This is a genomic window from Streptomyces pseudovenezuelae (assembly GCF_001513955.1).
In the GTDB taxonomy this organism is placed as follows: Bacteria; Actinomycetota; Actinomycetes; order Streptomycetales; family Streptomycetaceae; genus Streptomyces; species Streptomyces pseudovenezuelae.
Genome location: NZ_KQ948148.1, coordinates 444,660 through 465,027 on the forward strand (window position 1 = coordinate 444,660; position 20,368 = coordinate 465,027).

General features: G+C 71.8%; 17 protein-coding genes. 5 read left to right on the top strand and 12 right to left on the bottom strand.

Features of this window, described 5'->3' with window-relative positions; genetic code table 11:
• The first annotated feature begins 834 nt into the window (after window positions 1–834).
• Window positions 835–2,157 carry a DUF3500 domain-containing protein gene (locus tag AQI94_RS22380; protein WP_031039453.1) on the top strand — a complete coding sequence of 441 codons (1,323 nt, stop codon included), beginning with the start codon at window positions 835–837 and terminating at the stop codon, window positions 2,155–2,157.
• 239 nt (window positions 2,158–2,396) lie between these two features.
• Here the strand turns inward: AQI94_RS22380 and AQI94_RS22385 are convergent, their stop codons facing one another.
• The 5 genes from AQI94_RS22385 to AQI94_RS22405 form a co-directional block, all read right to left on the bottom strand.
• On the bottom strand, window positions 2,397–2,618 hold the full coding sequence (locus tag AQI94_RS22385; protein ID WP_007383474.1) for a hypothetical protein: 222 nt from the start codon (window positions 2,616–2,618) through the stop codon (window positions 2,397–2,399).
• Between the two features lie 213 nt (window positions 2,619–2,831).
• Complete coding sequence (locus tag AQI94_RS22390) at window positions 2,832–3,362, bottom strand: TerD family protein (RefSeq protein ID WP_031039456.1); 531 nt, start codon at window positions 3,360–3,362, stop codon at window positions 2,832–2,834.
• A gap of 119 nt (window positions 3,363–3,481) precedes the next feature.
• A complete protein-coding gene (locus tag AQI94_RS22395; protein WP_031039460.1) occupies window positions 3,482–4,285 on the bottom strand; it encodes an inositol monophosphatase family protein in 804 nt (267 codons plus the stop codon).
• 81 nt (window positions 4,286–4,366) lie between these two features.
• Window positions 4,367–5,590 carry a sensor histidine kinase gene (locus AQI94_RS22400; protein ID WP_037941582.1) on the bottom strand — a complete coding sequence of 408 codons (1,224 nt, stop codon included), beginning with the start codon at window positions 5,588–5,590 and terminating at the stop codon, window positions 4,367–4,369.
• Between the two features lie 93 nt (window positions 5,591–5,683).
• Window positions 5,684–7,891 carry an MMPL family transporter gene (locus AQI94_RS22405; RefSeq protein WP_031039466.1) on the bottom strand — a complete coding sequence of 736 codons (2,208 nt, stop codon included), beginning with the start codon at window positions 7,889–7,891 and terminating at the stop codon, window positions 5,684–5,686.
• A gap of 240 nt (window positions 7,892–8,131) precedes the next feature.
• Between AQI94_RS22405 and AQI94_RS22410 the strand changes: the two genes are divergently transcribed.
• A complete protein-coding gene (locus tag AQI94_RS22410; RefSeq protein ID WP_031039471.1) occupies window positions 8,132–9,745 on the top strand; it encodes an alpha/beta hydrolase in 1,614 nt (537 codons plus the stop codon).
• 89 nt (window positions 9,746–9,834) lie between these two features.
• Here the strand turns inward: AQI94_RS22410 and AQI94_RS22415 are convergent, their stop codons facing one another.
• Window positions 9,835–10,326, bottom strand: a complete 492-nt coding sequence (locus tag AQI94_RS22415; RefSeq protein WP_031039474.1) for a hypothetical protein — start codon at window positions 10,324–10,326, stop codon at window positions 9,835–9,837.
• A 316-nt stretch (window positions 10,327–10,642) separates the two neighbouring features.
• Here AQI94_RS22415 and AQI94_RS22420 point away from each other — a divergent pair, with 316 nt between their 5' ends.
• On the top strand, window positions 10,643–13,483 hold the full coding sequence (locus AQI94_RS22420) for a golvesin C-terminal-like domain-containing protein (RefSeq protein WP_037941577.1): 2,841 nt from the start codon (window positions 10,643–10,645) through the stop codon (window positions 13,481–13,483).
• A 192-nt stretch (window positions 13,484–13,675) separates the two neighbouring features.
• Here the strand turns inward: AQI94_RS22420 and AQI94_RS22425 are convergent, their stop codons facing one another.
• A complete protein-coding gene (locus tag AQI94_RS22425) occupies window positions 13,676–14,290 on the bottom strand; it encodes a phosphoribosylanthranilate isomerase (RefSeq protein ID WP_031039478.1) in 615 nt (204 codons plus the stop codon).
• 127 nt (window positions 14,291–14,417) lie between these two features.
• On the opposite strand from AQI94_RS22425, the gene AQI94_RS22430 reads away from it, so the two are divergent.
• On the top strand, window positions 14,418–15,986 hold the full coding sequence (locus AQI94_RS22430; protein WP_031039479.1) for a carbohydrate-binding protein: 1,569 nt from the start codon (window positions 14,418–14,420) through the stop codon (window positions 15,984–15,986).
• 40 nt (window positions 15,987–16,026) lie between these two features.
• Here the strand turns inward: AQI94_RS22430 and AQI94_RS22435 are convergent, their stop codons facing one another.
• Genes AQI94_RS22435 through AQI94_RS22445 form a run of 3 tightly spaced genes read right to left on the bottom strand, consistent with a single transcriptional unit; the run spans window position 16,027 to window position 18,058 of the window.
• Complete coding sequence (locus tag AQI94_RS22435) at window positions 16,027–16,347, bottom strand: antibiotic biosynthesis monooxygenase family protein (protein WP_031039480.1); 321 nt, start codon at window positions 16,345–16,347, stop codon at window positions 16,027–16,029.
• Between the two features lie 47 nt (window positions 16,348–16,394).
• Window positions 16,395–17,414 (bottom strand): CU044_5270 family protein, encoded by a 1,020-nt coding sequence (locus AQI94_RS22440; RefSeq protein WP_031039485.1) that lies wholly within the window; start codon window positions 17,412–17,414, stop codon window positions 16,395–16,397.
• Window positions 17,411–18,058 carry an RNA polymerase sigma factor gene (locus AQI94_RS22445; protein ID WP_051831941.1) on the bottom strand — a complete coding sequence of 216 codons (648 nt, stop codon included), beginning with the start codon at window positions 18,056–18,058 and terminating at the stop codon, window positions 17,411–17,413. Before AQI94_RS22445 ends, AQI94_RS22440 begins: the two co-directional genes overlap by 4 nt.
• 94 nt (window positions 18,059–18,152) lie before the next feature.
• On the opposite strand from AQI94_RS22445, the gene AQI94_RS22450 reads away from it, so the two are divergent.
• Window positions 18,153–18,500: a hypothetical protein gene (locus AQI94_RS22450; RefSeq protein WP_031039492.1), complete on the top strand. Its 348-nt coding sequence runs from the start codon at window positions 18,153–18,155 to the stop codon at window positions 18,498–18,500.
• Between the two features lie 156 nt (window positions 18,501–18,656).
• Here AQI94_RS22450 and AQI94_RS22455 read toward each other — a convergent pair whose 3' ends face one another.
• Together AQI94_RS22455 and AQI94_RS22460 are read right to left on the bottom strand one after the other, a co-directional pair.
• Window positions 18,657–19,559 carry a CPBP family intramembrane glutamic endopeptidase gene (locus AQI94_RS22455; RefSeq protein ID WP_078902630.1) on the bottom strand — a complete coding sequence of 301 codons (903 nt, stop codon included), beginning with the start codon at window positions 19,557–19,559 and terminating at the stop codon, window positions 18,657–18,659.
• A gap of 103 nt (window positions 19,560–19,662) precedes the next feature.
• On the bottom strand, window positions 19,663–20,322 hold the full coding sequence (locus tag AQI94_RS22460) for a response regulator transcription factor (RefSeq protein WP_031039497.1): 660 nt from the start codon (window positions 20,320–20,322) through the stop codon (window positions 19,663–19,665).
• Window positions 20,323–20,368 lie beyond the last annotated feature (46 nt).

Consider the following 20,368-nt stretch of genomic DNA (forward strand, 5'->3'; position numbering starts at 1 on the left):
GCGCCGAGTTCAGGGTGACGCTGCCCGGGGGCACGGGGTGCCGGGGGCGGGCTGAGAGCTTCCCGGGCATCCATGGAGCGGCCGGTCCTCGGCGCCGTGTGGGCGGAGGCCAGCGGGGGGCGTGGGGCTCGCGGGCGCGCACAGGGCGGGTCGAGGAGGCCCGGTGAACCAGGGTGCGCCGAGTTCTCGGTGACGCTGCCGGGGGCGGCGGGTGCGGCTATCCCGATCACGGCGGCGGTCTCGCGGGCGCACACACGGGCGCCGTCGGAGTGGGTGCGCCGAGTTCACGGTGACCTCACGATCGCGGGGGCGGTGGTGCGGAGGCGCACACAGTGCGCACCGAGTGCACGGTGACTGCCCGGGGTGCCGGGGGCGGCTTGAGGGTTTCCCGGGGCATCCATGGAGGGGCTGGTCTGCGCCGCCGTGTGTGCGGGGGCGGGCTCGCGGGCGTGCACGGGACGGGTCGAGGAGGCCCGGTGAACCAGGGTGCGCCGAGTTCACGGTGACGCTGCCGGGGGCGACGGGTGCGGCAGTCCGGATCACGGCGGCGGTCGTACGGGCGCCGTCGGAGTGGGTGCGCGAGTTCACGGTGGCGCTGGCGGAGGGGCCGGTTCGCGTCGGCATGTGGGCGGCGGAGGGGCCGGGGCGTGGGCGTGGGGTGTGCCGGGTTCACGGGTGTGGGTTTCTCAGGGGATTCACAGAGGTGCAGGTCCGGTGCGCCGGGGCCGTTGCCGTGGGGGGCGGGGTTCAGCTGGGACTCAGTTCGGTCGCCGAGGGTGGGGCGTCGTGGCCGTCCGAGGGCGGACGTGCCCATGACGAAGGGAGCCAGCGACGATGACCGAGCTCGACGAGGCGGGGGCCGGAAAGGCCGACCGGGGGGCCCACGCGAGCCGCCGAAACTTCATGCGGAAGGTCTTCCTCGCCTCCGGCGCCACGGCCGTGGCCACGATGGGCGGTGCCGGGGCCTGGTCGGCGCTCGCGGACGACACCACGGGCACGGCCGACGCCTCCGCGACCCCGGTGCCGAGCGGTGCGCCCAGCGGCGGCCCGGGCGGCGGCACGGGCGGGCCGGGCAACCAGTCGCTCACCGAGGAGTTCTTCGGCCTGACCACGGACGGCAAACGGATCGACGACCTGTTCACGGTCCACTCGACGGGCGTGGCCACCGCCCCGGTGATCGCGGCGGCGAACGCCTTCCTCGCCGGTCTCACGGACACCCAGAAGACGTCGACCCAGTTCACCGTCCACTCCACGGAGTGGCGCCTGTGGAGCAACATCGACTCCTACGACCGTCAGGGCGTCGCCCTGGCCGACCTCACCGACGACCAGAAGGCCCTCGGCACGGCTCTGCTCAAGGCGGCGCTGAGCGCGGACGGACTGGAGACGACGGAGAAGATCCGCAGGATCAACCAGGCGGCGGGCGAGGCGATCGGCAACACGAGCGCCTTCAACGAGGACGCCTACTACTGGACGGTGATGGGCACACCGTCCGCGGACGAGCCCTGGGGCTTCCAGTTCGACGGCCACCACCTGGTGATCAACTACTTCGTCCTCGGCGACCAGGTGGTGATGAGCCCCTGCTTCTGGGGTTCGGAGCCGACCTCGATGGAGATCGACGGCGAGACGGTCACCGTCTGCCACGAGGAGGTCGCCGCCTCACTGGCCTTCGTCAACTCCCTCACGGCGGCCCAGCGGGCGGTGGCGATCGCCTCCGCGACCAAGTCGAACGAGTCGATGAAGGCGGGCGCCTTCTCGGACAACGCGGTCCAGACGTACGAGGGGCTGCGCGCCGACGTGTTGACCGGCGCGCAGAAGAAGAAGCTGCTGGCGATCGTCGAGGCGTTCACCGGCCGGGCGAAGGCGGACGCGGCGAAGGTGCGGCTGGCGGAGGTCCGCTCCCACCTCGCGGACACCTATGTCACCTGGGCTGGCGGGACGGCCGACGACTCCGCGTTCTACGTGCGGGTCCACAGCCCGGTGGTGTGGGTCGAGGTCGACTGCCAGGGTCCGGGCCCCCTGGCCGGCGCGTACGGCGCGAGCCAGGGAGACGGCCCGACTCAGAAGCACGTCCACTCGGTGATCCGCACTCCGAACGGCAATGACTACGGAAAGGAGCTCATCAGGCAGCACTACCTGACCTCGCCGCATCATCGGTGAGGCGGGGGTCTCGCGTCAGGCGCAGGGTCGTACCCGGGTGGGTGCGGCCCTTTCGTCCGTGGGAGGGGCTACGCCGCTTCCGCTTCCGGCCGCGGGAAGGTCTCGTCCTCGTCGTCCCCGAAGTCCGGGGCCTGGAAGGGGTTGGTCGTGGGGGGCGGCAGGGCCGCGGGGGTGCGCTGGGGCTGCCCTTCGGGGGCGGAGAACAGCGAGGTCAGGTCGATGAGAGGGGGTCCTTTCTCCTACAGCTTGGTCATCTTGGAGTACGGACTCAGGATCCGCATCTGCGACGAGCCGAAATCGACGAGCACCGCGATTCCGTCCTCGACGCCGATCACGCGGCCGAGACCGTACATGTCGTGTGTGACCTGGTCGCCCACCGCGAAGTGCTTGGGAGCGGGTGCGACCGGTGCCTTGAAGGGGCTGGTGGGCAAGTGACGCTTCTGTGCAGCAGGCTTTGTCATCCTCCTCAGTATGCGCCTACGGCCGCCCGGCCCGCGCCGTCTGTCCAGGACCGATACGAACACGCAACGGGCCACGAGCCGCGCAGGGCGTCCCGAAGATCGCCGAGAAGGGCCCGACAGGGGGTACGGCAACCGCCCCGGGCCTGCGCCGGGGCCCGCTCGTGAACGCCGCAGGGAGCTCTTTCCCTGGAGCCGGTCCGCCGGCCTGTGCCCTCACCCCCGTACGCCACCCATCTCCGCCATGAAGCCCGCGGGATTGCTGTCGAAGCCCCGGATCAGCTCCCCGAGGTGCCACGCCCCGGAGGCGTCCCGGGTGAACTCGGCGATCGTCGCGGCCGTGGCGTCGGCGACGCCCGCGAAGTCGTCGGTCAGCAGTCGCCGGTAGCCCTCGACGACGAGCACCTCGGCGTGGGTGAGGTCGCCGAAGGTGCGGGGGCCGCCGTTCTGGTGGATGGCGACGCCGACCACGACCCGGCCGTAGGTGGACGACAGGCGCTCGAACTCCAGCTCCATCACCTCGACGAAGCCGAGGCCGAGGCCGGTCTCGCTGTGCCGGGTCATGTTGATGGTGCCGTCCGGTGAGCGGCTCTCGGTGTGCACGACGTACTCCGGCCGCCCGTACGGGTCGCCCACCGCGAAGGTCGCGGCGATGATGTCGAGATGCCGGGCCGGTTCTCCGTAGGGGCTCGGGTCCCACTTGAGCCGCACCTGGACCTTGCCAAGACCCGCACCGTCGGCATGCATCAAGCCGCTCCCCCGTCGGAGTTCCCGGGACTCTCCCGCTTGCTGAAGTATGTGCTCCGGCCGGCCTCTTGATGCCTCCTTGACGGTTGTCTCCTGGTCAGGTCTCTCCCAGGAGGTCGTCAGCCGGCCGCCGCTCCCGAGCTGCGCCAGATGCCGGCCGTCTCCTCGGCGGCGCCCGGCGCCACGAGCAGCAACGGCTGGTTGTGGGAGGGCAGTTCCGGCAGGGCCACCGCTCCGGCCTCCCGGGCGATCAGCAGCGCCGGGAGTCCGTCGACCGCGTGGAAGCCGCCGATCGCCGCCGCGGTCGCCCGGCCCGCGGCGACCTGCGCGAGGGACAGGGCCGTCGAGCCCATCACGCGCACCGTGCAGTGCCGGGCGGCGAGTTCGGCGAGGAGGGCGTCCATGCCGGGCCAATGCGCGTGCGCGGCCCACTCGGTGAGGAAGACATGGCCGGTGAGGGTGGTGTGGGCGGCCGCGTGCACCCGGGTGCCGTTCAGATACGCCCCGCGGCCCCGCACCGCCGTGAACGTCTCGCCGCGCCACGGGTCCGCCACCACGCCGAGCAGCGGGGTGCCGTCGGCGGCGGCCAGGCCCAGCGAGAAGGAGCACCAGCCCAGGGAGTGGGCGTAGTTGGTGGTGCCGTCGACCGGGTCGATCACCCAGTGCGGGGCGCCCGGGGAGCCCTCGGTGGTGCCGTACTCCTCGCCGACGATCCCGTGGTCGGGGAAGGCCCGCCCGAGCACCTCCCGGGTGTGCGTCTCCACCGCTTCGTCGGTGGCGGTCACGATGTCCGCGGGCCCGTCCTTCTCCCGCACCTCGGCACCCGGGTCGCGCGGGCGCCGGATCGCCTCCGACGCCCAGGCCGCCAGTTCCGTCGCGACCTGCAGGGCCCTGTCGAGATCCACGTCAGCCATGCCGGCCACCCTACGGGCCCGGAACCCGGCGGCCGGCGACCTCCCGGTGAACCCCGGACGGCCACTGCCCCACCGCGCCGGCCCGGCCCCTCACCTCTCCTCGTCCCCGCTCACCGACGGCTGCAACGGCAGTGCCGTGCTCACCTCGAAGCCGCCCTCCGGGCGCGGTCCCGCCCGCAGTTCACCTCCGACGGAGTGGGCGCGTTCGCGCATGCCCATGACGCCGAAACCCTTCGCCGGCTCGGCGGCCGCGGTGGGCGGGCCCTCGTCGGTGACCGTGATGAGGAGGCGGGGGCCGTCGTAGACGAAGCGGACGTGCGCGGTCTGGGTGGCCGCGTGCTTGGTGACGTTGGTGAGCGCCTCCTGGACGATCCGGAACGCGGTCAGGTCCACGCCCGGGGAGAGGGGCTGCGGCTCGCCCTCGGTGGTGACGGTGACGGTGATCCCGGCGGAGGCGCACGAGGAGACCAGTTCCGGCAGCCGGGCGAGGCCGGGTGCCGGCTCCAGCGGGGCGCCCTCGTCGTCGGTCTGCCGCAGCAGGCCGAGTGTGGCCTTGAGCTCGCGCAGTGCGGAGGAGGTCGTGCCGGTGAGGTCGTGCAGGATCTGCTGGGTCTGCCGCGGGTTGGCGAGCGCGAGGTGTTCGGCGGTGCCGGCCTGGGCGTTCGCGAGGGCCAGGTGGTGGGCCACGACGTCGTGCAGCTCCCGGGCGATCCGCATGCGTTCCTCGGTGACCCGGAGCCGCGCCTCCTCCTCCCGGGTGCGCTCGGCGTGCTCGGCGCGGGCCTGGGTGGCCGCGAGGTAGGCCCGCCTGAGCCGGGTCATGGTGCCCGCGGCGAGCGGGAGCAGCAGCCAGAAGACCGGGCCGATGGTCCTCAGGAGCAGTGACACGTGGTCCATGGAGTCGGAGACGGCCGCCGCGAGCGTCACCACCACCACAGTCGAGAGGCCGTAGGCGCGGATGGTCTCGCGCTCGGCGAGGGTGGCCAGCCAGTACAGCGAGGCCATGACCGGGCCGAGCAGCAGGGGCGTGAGGAGGTAGCCCTGTGCGATCACGACGGTGGCGCACAGCGCGTTGACCACGACGGTGAGGCGGGGGTGGGTGCGGTGCTTGAGCAGGGCCAGACAGGACACGCCCATGAGGACCACGGCCAGCCTGTCGTCGTCCGGCGGCGCGGCACCGGGCAGCGTGAGCGAGGCGCCGAGGGCCGCGGAACCCATCAGCGCGAGGACCAGGGCGAGGTCGACGAGGAAGGGGTGGCGTTCCGAGAACTCCTCCAGGCGGTCCGTGTAGCGCCGCTCCAGGCTGGTGGTGATCATGCTTCTCCGATGGGTGGGCCTGGGCCCCATGGTGCTCGAAGGGGGCCGCCCGTGCCGTAGGACACGGGCGGCCCCTCGTGGGGGGGCGGGTCAGACGCGTGCGGCCTCCTGGCCTACGGGCGCGGGCTCCTCGGGGGTGTCGGCCGCCCTGGTGAGCGCCTCGCCCTCGACGTCCACCCGGGGCAGGGCCCGGTCCAGCCACTTCGGCAGCCACCAGGCCTTGTCGCCGAGCAGGGCGAGCACGGCCGGCACGATCGCCATCCGGACCACGAAGGCGTCGAGCAGGACGGCGGCGGCCAGGCCGAACCCGATCATCTTGATCATGGAGTCGCTCTCGCCGATGAACCCGGCGAAGACCGCGATCATGATCAGGGCGGCGGCCACGACCACCCGGGCGCTGTGCCGGAAGCCGGAGGTGACGGCCTGCTGGGCGCTCTCGCCGTGGACGTACGCCTCGCGCATCCGCGAGACCAGGAAGACCTCGTAGTCCATGGCGAGGCCGAAGACGATGCCCACCAGGAAGATCGGCATCAGGCTCATGATCGGGCCGGTGGTCTCCACGCCCAGCAGTCCGGCGCCGTGCCCCTCCTGGAAGACCACGACGACCGCGCCGAGGGAGGCCAGGACGGAGAGCAGGAAGCCCAGCGCCGCCTTCAGCGGGACGAGCAGGGACCGGAAGACCACCAGCAGCAGCACGATCGCCAGGCCCACCACGACGATCAGGTAGGGCACCAGGGCGGACTGGACCTTCTCGGAGATGTCGATGTTGAGGGCGGTGGTGCCGGTGACCTCGAAGGTGGCGCCGGTGGCGGACTCGACGCCGGGGCGCTCGCCGCGGATGGTGGTGACCAGGTCCTTGGTCTTCTCGTCGGTCGGCGCGGTGGACGGCACGACCGAGAAGACGGCGGTGTCACCGGCCTCGTTGAAGCGGGCCGGGGAGACGGACACGACTCCCTCGGTGGCGCCTATCTCCTTCGCGATCGTCGAGGCCGCCCCCTCGGCGTCGTCGTCGCCCTTCGCGTCCACGACGACGGTCAGCGGGCCGTTGAAGCCGGGACCGAAGCCCTCGGCGAGCGCGTCGTAGGCCCGGCGTTCGGTGGTGGAGGTGGACTTGGCCTCGTCGCCGGGCATGCCCAGCTGGAGGGAGGTCACCGGCAGCGCGAGGGCGCCGAGGCCGACCACGCCGAGCAGCAGCACGGGCAGCGGGCGGCGCAGCACGAACCGGGCCCAGCGGGTGCCGCCGTTGTCCCTGGTCTCCGCCTGGACCCGGCCGCTCTTGCGGGCCTTGCGCCTGAGGACCGCGTTCGGCCAGAAGCCGAGGAACGCCGGGACCAGGGTCAGCGCGATCAGTACACCGACGACGACCGCGCCGGCCGCGGCCAGGCCCATCTTGGTGAGCATCGGGATGCCGACCACCGAGAGCCCGGCGAGGGCGATCACGACGGTCAGGCCCGCGAAGACGACCGCCGAGCCCGCCGTACCGACCGCGAGGGACGTCGCCTCCTGGGGTGCCCGGCCCTTGGCGCGTTCCTCGCGGTAGCGGGAGACGACGAACAGGGCGTAGTCGATGCCGACCGCGAGGCCCAGCATCATCGCCAGGGTGCCGGTCGTGGTGGACAGGCCGAGGGCGTCGGACAGGGCGAGGATCGAGGCCATGCTGACGCCGACGCCGATGAGCGCGGTCAGCAGCGGGAGTCCGGCCGCGGCCAGCGAGCCGAAGGTGACGAGGAGGACGACCGCGGCGATCGCGACACCGATCAGCTCGGCGGCGCCGCCCGCGCCGCCCCCGTCGTTCATGGCGGTGCCGCCCGCGTCGACGGTCAGCCCGCTGTCCCGGGCCTGGTCGAGGGCCTGGTCCAGCTGGGTTTTGCTGGCGTCGGTGAGGTCGTCGGCGGCGACCTTGTAGGTGACGGTGGCGTACGCCGTCGTGCCGTCCCTGCTCACCGCCTTCGCCTGGAAGGGGTTCACGGCGGACGCGACCTGCGAGCCGTCGGCCAGGTCGGTGACGGTGGCCTCGACGGCCTTTCTGTTGTCGGTGGCGGTGACCTTCTCCCCCTTCGGCGCGACGAAGACGACCCGGGCGGTCGCGCCGTCGGCCGTGGCCCCGGGGAAGCGCTGCTCCATGAGGTCGAACGCCTTCTGGGACTCGATGCCGGGCATCGAGAACCCCTCGTCGGCCGCACCGGGCGCCTTCAGGGCTCCCAGCCCGACGGCGGCCAGGACGGCCGCCCAGACCAGGGCGACGTACCAGCGTCGCCGGAAGGCCAGGCGGCCCACGCGGTAAAGGAAAGTAGCCACGGCGGGGGATCTCCACATCTGATGCCGAACGGTCCTCCCAGGCTGTCGGGACGAGGGCCGCGAAGTCGTCGTGCGCCTGCCGACATTCCCCCGTACTCAGAACGCAGTACGCGAACGTTCACCGGTAAGACCCCGGGACGACGGCGACGACCTGGGAACCGGTACGCGGGTTTTTCTGTGTTCTCTCTGTGAGAAGACCATTTCTTTGAGGCTTGACCAGCCCAAGGGGGAACCAGAGCAGTGAAGTTGAGACGACTCAGACTCGCCGGAGCCGCCGTGAGCGCGCTCGCCGTGGCCTGGACCGCGTTCCCGGTCTCGGCGGCCGCGCAGGACGCAGCGGCCCTGCCGGCACCGACCGTGCCGACCCTGACCTGGTCGGACTGCCAGGGCGGCTTCCAGTGCGCGAACGCTCAGGTGCCGCTGGACTACCGGGATCCGCAGGGCAGGACCCTCACACTGGCCGTCATACGCAAGCCGGCGGCCGACTCCTCCCACCGCAAGGGGACCCTGTTCCTGCAGCCCGGCGGCCCCGGCAACTCCGGTGTGGACTTCGTCCGCAACAACTACGCGGACCTGCCGGCCGCACTGCGCGACGACTTCGACGTGTTCGGCTACGACGTGCGGGGCGTCGGCCGCAGCTCCCAGGTCGTGTGCTGGGACGACCCGACCTACACCGCCGCCGTGACCGCCGCCAAGGGCGTCCCCGGCCCCGACGCCTACGAGCCCGCGGTCCGGCAGGCCGCCGACTTCGACCAGGCCTGCCGGGACAACGCGGGCGACCTGCTGCCGTACGTCGGCACCCAGTACGTGGCCCGGGACATCGACCTGCTGCGCCAGGCGCTGGGTGAGCAGCAACTGACCTACTACGGGCGGTCGTTCGGCTCCTACATCGGTACGGTCTACGCCGCGATGTTCCCGAAGCGGGTCCGCGCGCTCGCGCTGGACGGGGCCTACGACCCGGAGCACTACACCAGCCGGCCCTACGCCTACGACCGTCCGCAGTACCTCGCCCTGGACGGCGCGATGAGCCGCTTCCTGGACTGGTGCAAGGCCGACCAGGCGACCTGCGGCTTCGGTGACGGCGACCCGCGCGGGGCGTTCGAGAAGCTGAAGGCCGACCTGGACGCCAACCCGGTGGCGACGGCCAACGGCGGCCAGGCGAACGGCTACACGCTGGTCTACCGGCTGATGTTCAACATCAACGAGGGCAAGGTCATCTGGCCCTCGTTCGGCGAGGCCCTGCGCAAGGCGCAGCTGCGCGACAACACCTCGTTCCTGCTGCGGCCGCCGTCGCCGGCCAGCTTCGACTTCCTCAACCCGAACGTCGTGGTCGAGTGCGTCGACAAGAAGTACCCGAGCGACCCGGCCCTGCTGAAGCGCGAGGTCACGACCAACGCCAGGCTGGCCCCGCTGCTGGGCCCGGCCATGGCCTTCGGCCCGCCCACCTACGACCACCAGCACGCCACGGCCTGCGTGCAGTGGAAGGGCGAGCACACCAGCCGCTACGGCGGCAGCTTCCACGCGAAGGGCTCCGCGCCGGTCCTCGTCATCGGCAACACCGGTGACCCGGACACCCCGTATCAGGACGCGGTGGCGCTCTCCCGTGAGCTCGACAACGGCCGGCTGCTCACCTTCGAGGCGGAGGGGCACACCGCCTTCAACCGCAGTGTGTGCGCCACGGACGCGATCACGGACTACCTGGTGGACCTGAAGGTCCCGGCCCGCGGCGCGAGGTGCGCGGACGAGACCCAGCCGCCGTCGTCCACCCCGTCGGTGGCCCCGCCCGGCACGACGCTCTCGGAACTCCGCAACGGCGTGAACGAGCGGGTCGACCGCATCGGCTCACTGCGATAACGGCACGCATCGGCTCACTGCGATAACAGCACGCGAGGGCCCAGGTCTCCCCGGGAGACCTGGGCCCTGTCATGTCAGGCCGAGCGGGGTCAGTACCGCGCGATCCTCGGCTGCACGGTGCCCTGCGCGTCGGGGTCGACGACCGTGATCCGGTAGTCCTGGGTGAGGGTCTCGCCCGGGTGCAGGGTGCGCTGAGCGCCCGTCAGGTCGGTGAAGAGCGTGCCGGTCTGGCTCGCGGTCTCCACCGGCCGCCAGCAGCCGTGCGCGGTGCGCTGCTCGACCACGACGTCCGACGGCGTGAGGAAGGGACCCGCGTCCGGTGACTCCACCAGGAGCTGCGGGGCGACGGTCCGGTCCGCCGACGTGTCGTTGCGGTAGGTGACGGTGACCTGGTGCCGCTCACCGTCGGCCACGAGGGCGCTGGTGGGCAGGTCCACGAAGTCGACGGGTACGGAGGCCTGTTGGGCGCGTGCGGCCGCGACCGTGGCCGTGGGTGCGGCGACCGCCGGGCCGGCCGCCGCCAGACCGGCGAGGGTGAGGGCCGCGGCGACGAAAGCCGCCTTGAGACGAGTGCTGTGCATCAACACGTTCGCTGTTCCTTGTCCTGCGTGGGGGGTGTCGTTCAAGGGGACCGCGGCAAAAGGAAAACCGTTGGTTGATTCTCGTGGATATTTCGTGGATACCACTCGGTAGATCACCCGGAGCGCCCATTGCGGCCATAGCGGACTGATAACTTCCGCGTCACCGGCCTGGGGGAGCTTCGAAGCCGGTACCCCCCACCCCTTTCTCCGAATGACCGGACGGAATTCCTTGCGTACTTTCCGTGAAAGCGCCGGCGGGAGACACCGCTGGCGCGTACCGAAAAGCCGGCGCGGCCGGATAGCGGCGGCCGGCGCGATGTCCGTGCTCTCGCTGGCCCTCATCGCCCCGCTGGCCTCGGCGGCCCTGACCGACCCCGCCGACCCGACGTCCGCCCCGAAGACGGACCACGTCACCGACACCGCCCAACTCCCCTCCGGCTGGCAGAAGTCCGGCGACCGGATCGTCACCTACGACGGCGACGGCACCGGACTGCACGTCCTGGTGGCCGACGCGGCCGACGCCTACAAGTGGCACACCGCGGCCACCCTGTCCGAGCCCGGCGTCGACACCGACCAGTGGATCGGACAGACCTGTGTGACCGGGTCCGGCGACCGTGCCGTCGTGGTCTACGCGCCCCGGCAGGCCGTCAACGACCAACAGGGCTTCCAGCAGGGCGCGTTCGCGGCCGTGGTCGACCTGGCGGACGGCAGGGTGACCAAGCTGCCCGAGCTGGTCTCGCTCGCCTACTTCAACCCGGGCTGCGGTGACGGCGAACAGGCCGTCCTGACCCGGCCGCAGGGCACCGGCACACAACTGCTCACCGTGGACGCCGAGAAGGGGGCACTGGTCCGGCAGCAGACCGTCGCCGGCCAGCTCACCTCCGCCGTGCCCTTCGGGAACAGGATCGCGGCCGCCCTGGGCGACTCCGTGGTCTCGGTCGACGCCAAGGGCGCGACCAGCACCCTGGCCAGGACCGGCGGCACCCCCTTCCGGCTGGTGCCGGACGCGCACAGCGGACTCGCCTACCAGGTCCCGGACGGGAAGAAGGTCCAGGTCCGCCGGGTCACCTCGGCGGGCTCCGACACCCTTCTCGGCTCCGGCGCGCTCGGTGCCCTCGCGGTGCACGGCACCGGCGGCCGGGTCTTCGTGACCGGCCAGGACGCCGAGGACGCCGTGCGGACCCTGCCGAAGAGCTGGCGGACGCTGGACGTGCCGGCCGCCGCCGAGGTGTCCACCACCGGCGGCCTGGCGCTGACCTCCGTCGGCAACGGCACGGAGGCGTCCGGCGGCAGGACGGCGGCGGCGGACACCGCCCAGCCGGTCGGCATCGACGCGCTGCTGCCCGGCTCCGACACCGCCTTCGGCTTCCGTGTGAAGCCCAAGGCGCCGAAGGGGGCTCAGGGCGACGAGCAGTCCCCGGCCCTGACGGACGGGATCCACACCAACAGCGTCACCCCCGGCGACGACGACCCGTCGACCTCCACCACCGACCCCGACCGCGCCTGCGCCGTCACCCGCAACGACCCGAGCCTCCAGTCGCTGCAGCCCTCGACCGCACAGGCCGAGTGGGCGACGGACCTCGCCGTGCAGGGCAAGCTCGACGTGCGCCGCCGCAGCGGCTGGAACGGCAGCGAACTCCCCTCGTACACCCCGCAGGGCCTGTTCCCGTCCACCCCGCTCAAGGGCGGCGGCCGGGTGCCCGCGCAGATCATGCTCGGGGTGCTCTCCCAGGAGTCCAACCTGCTCCAGGCGAGCTCCCGGGCGGCGGCGGGCGAGAGCAGCAACTTCATCCAGGGCGGCTACTACGGCAACGCCGGCAGCGTCCACACCGTCAACTGGGCAGCGGCGGACTGCGGTTACGGCATCTCCCAGGTGACCAGCGGCATGGCGAAGACGGACACCACGTACACCGCCGAGCAGCAGCAGGCGATCACCGTGGACTACGCGGCCAACATCGCCGCGGGGCTCCAGATCCTCCAGGACAAGTGGAACCAGCTGTACGACAAGGGTCTGCTGGTCAACGGCGGCGACCCCCAGTACCTGGAGAACTGGTGGCTCGCGCTGTGGGCCTACAACAGCGGCTTCAACCTGCCCAGTTCGACGGACGCGAGCGCTCCCTGGGGCCTGGGCTGGTTCAACAACCCGGCCAACGGGCTCTACCCGGCCGACCGCACGATGTTCCTGTCCTCCGGCTACGACGACGCCCGCAACCCCAACCTGTGGACGTACCCCGAGCGGGTGCTCGGCTGGGCAGCCTACTCCCAGCAGAAGACCGACCCGGCGACCGGGGCGACGGTCCGGGCGTTCACCGTCGGCGACTGGCCCGCGGACGCCCCCGCCGCCGAGCCCGCGCACGACACGTTCTGCCGGCCCACGGTCAACGACTGCGACATCACCAAGCCGCGCAAGGTCGAGGGCTCGACCCAGCCCGAGGGCCCGTGCCAGCGCGACGACTTCAAGTGCTGGTGGAACGAGCCGGTGAGCTGGACCGACTGCACGGCCACCTGCGGCACCGAGGTGCTGAAGTACCAGGCGAGTGACCCCGAGCCCGAGGTCGCGGCCCCGCACCCGGCGGCCTGCACGTCCACCCTCCCGGCGAACGCCCTGATCGTGGACGACGTGCCGAACACGGTGAAGTTCCGGGTCGGCGCCTCCAACCCGTGCGCGGGGAAACGGAACTGGACGAGCCGGGGCAGCCTCACGTTCACCTTCGGGTCGGCGCAGCAGAACGGCGCCACCGTCTACCCCTCGAAGATCGACTTCCACCAGCTGGGCGCCGGCTTCGGCGGGCACTTCTGGCTGACCCACACCCGGGTGCCGAGTTACACCGACTCGGTCGTCACCGGCACGTGGACGCCGGACCGGAAGCTGACCGGGTCGGCGGAGGTGATGGTGCACCTGCCCGACCACGAGGCCAACACCCCGTCGGCCACGTACCGCATCGACCTCGGTGACGGCACGGTCGTGGAGAAGACGATCTCGCAGAACACGGGCGGGAAGAACGCCTGGGTGTCGCTGGGGTCGTACGCGTTCAAGGGGACGCCGAGCGTGTCCTTGAGCTCGGCCACGGCCGACGGCACCGGCGACGCCTCGATCGCCTGGGACGCACTGGCCTTCGTCCCCCAGAAGAACCAGCCGACGGACACACCGAAGTAACCAAACCCCGCGTCCGCCGCCCAGCGCGGCGGACGCGGGCACACCCCCGTCAGGGGCTGCGCAACAACCCACGACGAACCCGCACCCGACAACAAGCCGGCTCCCCACCCCCCAGGGGCGCGGGGAACTGCGCGACAAGCCACAACGGACCCGCACCCGACGACAAAGCCGCACCCCCCCGGGGGGGGGAACTCACCCCAGAACCGCCCCCGCCCGAGCCGCCTCGACGAACGCGGTGATCAGGGCGGGGTTCTTCACACCCCGGCTCGCCTCCACGCCACTCGACACGTCCACCCCCCAGGGCCGCGTGACGTCCACCGCCTCCCGCACGTTCTCCGGCGTGAGCCCCCCGGCGAGCAGCCACCTCTCCCCCGCGGCCGCCACCTGCTTGCGCGACCAGTCCCAGGCGATGCCGGAGCCCGGCACCGGGGCGTCGAGGAGCAGCATGTCCTCGCCGAACTCCCCGCAGCGCGGTACGGAGTCGCCGAAGGCGGCCGCGCGGATCAGGGTCCAGCCGCCCGTCGCGAGGTCGACGTAGTAGCCGCGGTCCTCGGGGCCGTGCAGCTGAACCGCCCGGATGCCGGACTCGGCGGCCACGGAGCGGACGTGGTCGAGGGGTTCGCGGCGGAACACACCGACCGTGAGGACGCTCTCGGGGACCCTGGCGACCAGCCGCGCGGCCGCGGCGGGGTCGATGCGGCGCGGGCTTTCGGAGAAGACGAACCCGACGGCGTCGGCGCCGGCCTCGACGGCCGTGTCGACGTCCTGCTCGGTCCGCAGGCCGCAGATTTTCACGAAGAGCGTCATGCCGCACACCGTATCTAATTCGTATGTGTGAACAACAATCACATACGCGACCGTTGACGCGACCATGGCAAGCGCTTACCGTCCGAAGGATACGTGCCCCCGTCGCCGCACACCATGGAGACGAACGATGCACCTGAGACCCCTCATCGCGTCCGTCGGCCTCGTCGCCGGCACGCTCGTCGCACTGTCCGGCACCACAGCACAGGCCGCCACCACCCGCTACGAGGCGGAGACATCCCCCGCCATCTGCACGGGAGCCGTCGAGACCGAGTACGCCGGCTACTCCGGCAGCGGATTCTGCAACGGCACCAACGCCACCGGCGCGTACGCCCAGTTCACCGTGTCCGCACCCGCATCGGGCACGGCGACCCTGAGCGTCCGCTTCGCCAACGGCACCACCACCGCCCGCGCCGCGGACATCATCGTGAACGGCTCGACCGTTTCCTCGGCGTCCTTCGCGTCCACCGGCACCTGGACCGGCTGGACCACGAAGACCCTCACCGTCCCGGTGAACGCGGGCAGCAACACGATCCGGCTGAACCCGACCAGCGCCAACGGCCTGCCCAACGTCGACTACCTGGACGCCGAGACATCGGGCACCACGACCCCGCCGTCCAGCAGCGCCCTGTACGTGTCGCCGAGCGGCACCGACAGCGCGGCCGGCACGGTGACCGCCCCGACCACCCTCACCTCGGCCATCAGCCGCATCTCCGCAGGCGGCACGATCTACATGCGCGGCGGGACGTACGCCTACTCCTCGACGGTGACCATCCCGGCCGGCAACAACGGCACCTCGGCCGCCCGCACCACGCTCTCCGCCTACCCGGGCGAGACACCGGTGCTCAACTTCTCGGCGCAGGCCGAGAGTTCCACCAACCGGGGGATCCAGCTCAACGCCGACTACTGGAAGATCTACGGCCTCGTCGTCGAGCGTGCCGGGGACAACGGCATCTACGTCGGCGGCAGCAACAACGTCGTCGAGCGCACGGTGACCCGCTTCAACCGCGACACCGGGCTCCAGCTGGGCCGGATCGCCTCCTCCACCCCGGCGAGCCAGTGGCCGGCCAACAACCTGATCCTGAGCGCCGAGTCGCACGACAACGCCGACTCCGACGGCGAGGACGCCGACGGCTTCGCCGCCAAGCTCACCACCGGCACCGGGAACGTCTTCCGGTACGCCGTCTCGCACAACAACATCGACGACGGCTGGGACCTCTACACCAAGACCGACACCGGCGCGATCGGCCCGGTGACCATCGAGTACTCCCTGTCCTACGGCAACGGCACGCTCACCGACGGCTCACAGGCCGGCAACGGCGACCGCAACGGCTTCAAGCTCGGCGGCGACGACATCGCGGTCAACCACGTGGTGCAGCACTCCCTCGCCTACCGCAACGGCCATCACGGGTTCACGTACAACAGCAACCCCGGCTCGATGACCATCACCAGCAACGTCTCCATCGGCAACACCGAGCGCAACTTCAACTTCGAGACCGGCACCTCGGTCTTCCGCGGCAACACCTCCTGCGACAGCGGAGGCAACGACCGGTACGCCGGTGACGCCGACAGCTCCAACCAGTTCTGGTCCGGCACCAACGGCTCCCGATGCGCCACCTACGCGGGTGCCCTGGGCTGGTCCTACGCCTCCAACGGCAGCCTGGTCGTCACCTTCGGCGGCAAGCAGGTCACGCTGTAGGACACGGGACCCCGGGCCGCGGGCCCGGGGTCCGCTCAGATCACTGCTGGGGCGCGGCCTGCTGCACGACCTCGAAGCTCCACAGCGTCGACCCGGAGGCGGCGGGCCTGGGGCGCTCCCCCTCGCCGCCGCCCCCGTGCGAGGCCTGCGCCATCCCGGACATCCACTTCTGGAACGACTCCTCGTCCCGCCAGCGCGTGTACACCAGGTAGGTGTCGGTGCCCTCGACGGGACGCAGCAGTTCGAACCACTCGAAGCCGTCCGAGCCCTCCACGCTCCCCGCCCGGGAGGCGAACCGCTTCTCCAGCGTCTCGCGCTGCTCCTCGGGGACCGTGAGTACGTTGATCTTGACGATGCTCATGACGGCCATTGTGCGCCAAGGGGCATCAACAGGACGTCAGTGGGACGTCAGCGGGACGCGGACCGGGCGGGCACCTCCCCCTTGGCGTCGACGACGGCGGTCTCCATCACGGCGCTGGTGCCGGACAGGGTCTCCTTCGTGATGCCCCGGTCGGGATCGGTGACGTAGTAGCGGGAGCCGAGCAGAGCCAGGGTCCCCTTGTCGAAGATCCACTCGTCGCGGGTCGCGAAGCCGGTGTCGTCGAGGGTGATGGCGATGCCGTGCCGGCCGGCCGCGTCGACGGCGTCCGGGATCTCCCGCACGCCCGGCAGCATCGCGGCGGCCCGGTAGAAGGCGGCGGCGTTGGCGGGCGGCATGACGGTGCCGCTGATCAGGTCCCCGATCAGGGAGAAGACCGCCTGGTCCCGCGACTCGCCCTCGACCGGCCTGGCCTCCTCGCGGAGCCGGCGCAGCAGGGCGTCGGGGTCGGTGGGCAGCGCGGCCAGCCACCGGTAGGTCGGGTGGTACACGCCCGCCGGGACGGCGTCCGTGGTCTCGATCGGGATCAGCCGGTCGGGCATGATCGCGTCCTTGCCGCTGGACCGCAGCCAGCCGGTGACCCGCAGCGGGCCGGGATCCTGGGCGGTCCAGTGCTCCTCGGTGTGCAGGGCACCGAGTCGCACGGGGCCGCTGAAGCTGCCCTTGTTGGAGCGCTCCAGCTCCCTGACGTACACGAACTGGTCGTCCCGCACCCGGATCGCGTCGCTCGCCATGGCGGCCGTGGCGATCCGGTTCAGGGTGACGGAGGCGCCGGCGCCGGTCGCCGAGGGGGCGGACCCGGTCGCCGGGGCACTGCCGTCCACGGAGAGGGTCACGAGCAGGGCACCCGCCAGGGCCGCGGAGGCGAGGGGCACCAGGACGGCGGGGCGGGCGAACCGGCGCCGCGCGGGGGGCCGCCCCGGGGTCTTCACGGAAAGGTTCCGGTCCTGATCGATCTGCTGCATCAGTACGTCCTTGAAGTGACGGTGGCGCTCCGGCGAAAGGTCCCATTCAGCCGGGGTGGTCAGCAGTTCCTCGGCCTCGCTCATCGGGTCTCCTCCCGCAGGAACAGGGCCGCGAGCGCGGCCTCACTCTCCATCTCTCCGTGGGCCGGGGGCGGTTCCGCCTCCGCACTCAGCCGGGCGAGCCGGGCGCGGGCCCGCGACAGCCGGGATCGCACGGTCCCGACGGGCACGCCCAGGGCCTCGGCGGCCTGCTGGTAGTCGAGGCCGGCCGACACGCACAGCGCGAACACCTCACGGTCCTGCCGCTTGAGCCGGCCCAGGGCGCGATGCACCAGCGCGAGCCGCCGTGCGTCGTCGATCCGGCCGGCGGTCTCCTCGGCGAAGTCCTCGACCGGGCGCGGCTCCGGGCTGCGCGCCAGGAACGCGAGCCTGCGCCTCAGGCCCCGGTTGGCGTTGTACGCCTTGTGCGTGGCGATGCCGAGCAGCCAGGGCTTCAGCGAGCCGCCCTCCGGGTCCACGCTCTCCCTGGTGCGCCAGGCGGCGAGAAAGGTCTCGGACATCGCCTCCTCGGCCTCCGCCCAGTTGCCGGTCAGCCGCAGGGCGTGGTTGTAGACCGCCCGCGCGTGCCGGTCGTACAGCTCGCCGAAGGCCGCCCGGTCCCCGGCCCGTATCCGGGCCCGCTCCGGTTCCGCCGTTTCTGTTTCCCTCACATCCGTAACGCTCCGCATCCCGGTCCCGGGTTCCTGTGTCCTGCACCACACGCCACGGCGGACCAGGACGCCTCATCGCGCCCCGCCCGGCGGACCGCCTACGCTGCGCGCCATGGAACAGCGTGAGGTCATGCAGAACGTCGTCGGAATCCTCACCGAGGCTCTGGAGATGCGGCGGCAGGTCCGCGAGCACCCCGACCAGCAGGTCTCCCTTACCGGGGCCGTCTCCGCGCTGCTCGTGGAGACCCTCCCACAGATCCACCTCCCCGCGGACGCCGGCGGCCACGCGGCGGCGGACGCCGTGGTCGAGGAGCTGGGCCCCGCCATCGCGAGCATCGCCCACTGCTTCGCGTTCGCCTTCGTGCAGCTGGCCGAGGCCCACGACGCGGGCCGCACCGACAGCTCCGCGGAGGTACTGCGGCGCATCTCGCTCCAGTTCGCGGGCGGCGCGCAGAAATAGCCGCGCGTCCCGTCGAGATTCCCGCGCCGAAACGACATCCGCTCGGCCGCGCGCGACGAACAGCACCAGGGGACGCACCGAAACGGGCTCCCGGAGCGACGAGGGAGGCGCCGGGAGCCCGTTTCGTGTGCGGTGGATGCCGGGTGTGGATGCCGGTCACCGCCTCGGCAGGCCCAGCCGGCCGCGGGTCGCGGCCAGCAGGATCAGGGCCGCCGCCGCCGTGCTGAGGACCAGGGCGTGCGCGAGGTCGCCCTCGGACAGCGAGGGGAACATGTCCGACCAGGCGAGGGAGAAGAAGTTGTTGACGCCGGTGTGCAGCAGCATCACCAGCGGCATGCTCTCGCCGGACCGGTTGAACACCCAGGTCATCACGCAGCTGAAGGTGATCGTCATCACGAGGAACTCCACCGGCACGGTCCACGCCACGTGCGGCCCGCCGCCCCACTCCGTCAGGAACAGCGGCAGGTGCCAGCAGCCCCACAGCGCACCGACGACGAGGGTCGCGGTCAGGGGGCCGTAGCGGCGCTGCATCCGGGGCATCGCGAACTCCCGCCAGCCGGGCTCCTCCGCGAGACCGGTGGTGATCATCTGGATGAGCAGTCCGGGGAGATACGCGGCGAGGAGCGCCGCGGACGGCAGAGCGGGTCCGCGGCCGGCCAGCGCGGCCGAGGCGAGGGTCAGCACGGCCGGCACCGCGAGCAGCACGACCGCGTACCAGCGCCAGCTCACCCCGAACCTGGTCATCCTGGCCCGCCAGGTCCGCAGGCCCGCGCGTCCCTCCGTGATCCCGGTGACCAGCAGGGCCGAGGCGATCGGGCCGAGGTAGGCGCCGGGCAGGACGCCGGAGAGCTGGCTGCCCGCGCGGCCGCCCGGGAAGGTGAAGTCCCAGACGCCGAGGCCGTTCCCGGACAGGACGTACGGCGTCCAGGCGGCCCAGCTCAGTGCGAAGGCCAAGGTGAAGAACCAGGTCAGTGGGTTGCGGCGGATGCTGCCGCGCAGGCCGCGGGCCTCTTGGGCGACCGGTCGGTTCTCGATGCTGACGGGGGCTTGGACGCTCACCGCGGGTCCCTTCCGAGGGGGCTGATGTGATGCGTCCAGCACACCAGCGCCGGCTCCGCGGATCATTGCCGTACAGGGCCCGACTCCGGTGCAGCAGGCTGTACTACGACCGTCGCCGCGCGTCCTCCAGGTAGTGGAGTACGGCCGCCACGCGCCGGTCGACCTGGTCCGTCGGCGCCAGATCGAGCTTCGCGAAGATGCTCCGGATGTGCTTGTGCACGGCCCCGTCGGTCACGAACAGCTTCTCGGCGACGGCGCTGTTGCCGAGCCCCTCGGCCATCAGGGCGAGGACGTCCTTCTCGCGCGGGCTGAGCCGCTCCAGCCGCTCGTCCTGGTGGGAGCGCGTGAACAGCTGGGCGACGACCTCGGGGTCGATGGCGGTGCCGCCGGACGCCACCCGGCGCAGCGCGTCGAGGAACTCCTCGACGCGGCCGACCCGTTCCTTGAGCAGATAGCCCAGCCCTCCGACCCCGCCGGTCAGCAGCTCGGTCGCGAAGCTCTGCTCGACATAGGCGGACAGCACGAGGACGGCGAGGTCCGGGCTGCGCCGCCGGGCCTCGACGGCCGCGCGGACCCCCTCGTCGGTGTGCGTGGGCGGCATCCGTACGTCGAGGATGGCCACGTCGGGCTTGTGTGCGTCGATGGCGTCGAGCGCCCCCTCGGCGGTGTCGGCCGTGCCGACCACGTCCAGTCCCTCGGCCCGCAGCAGCAGCGCGAGCCCTTCGCGCAGCAGGGGGTCGTCCTCGGCGATCACGATCCGCATGTCAGGTCCGTCTCCCGTGTCATGGTGCCGTCCGGCGGGCCCGCCG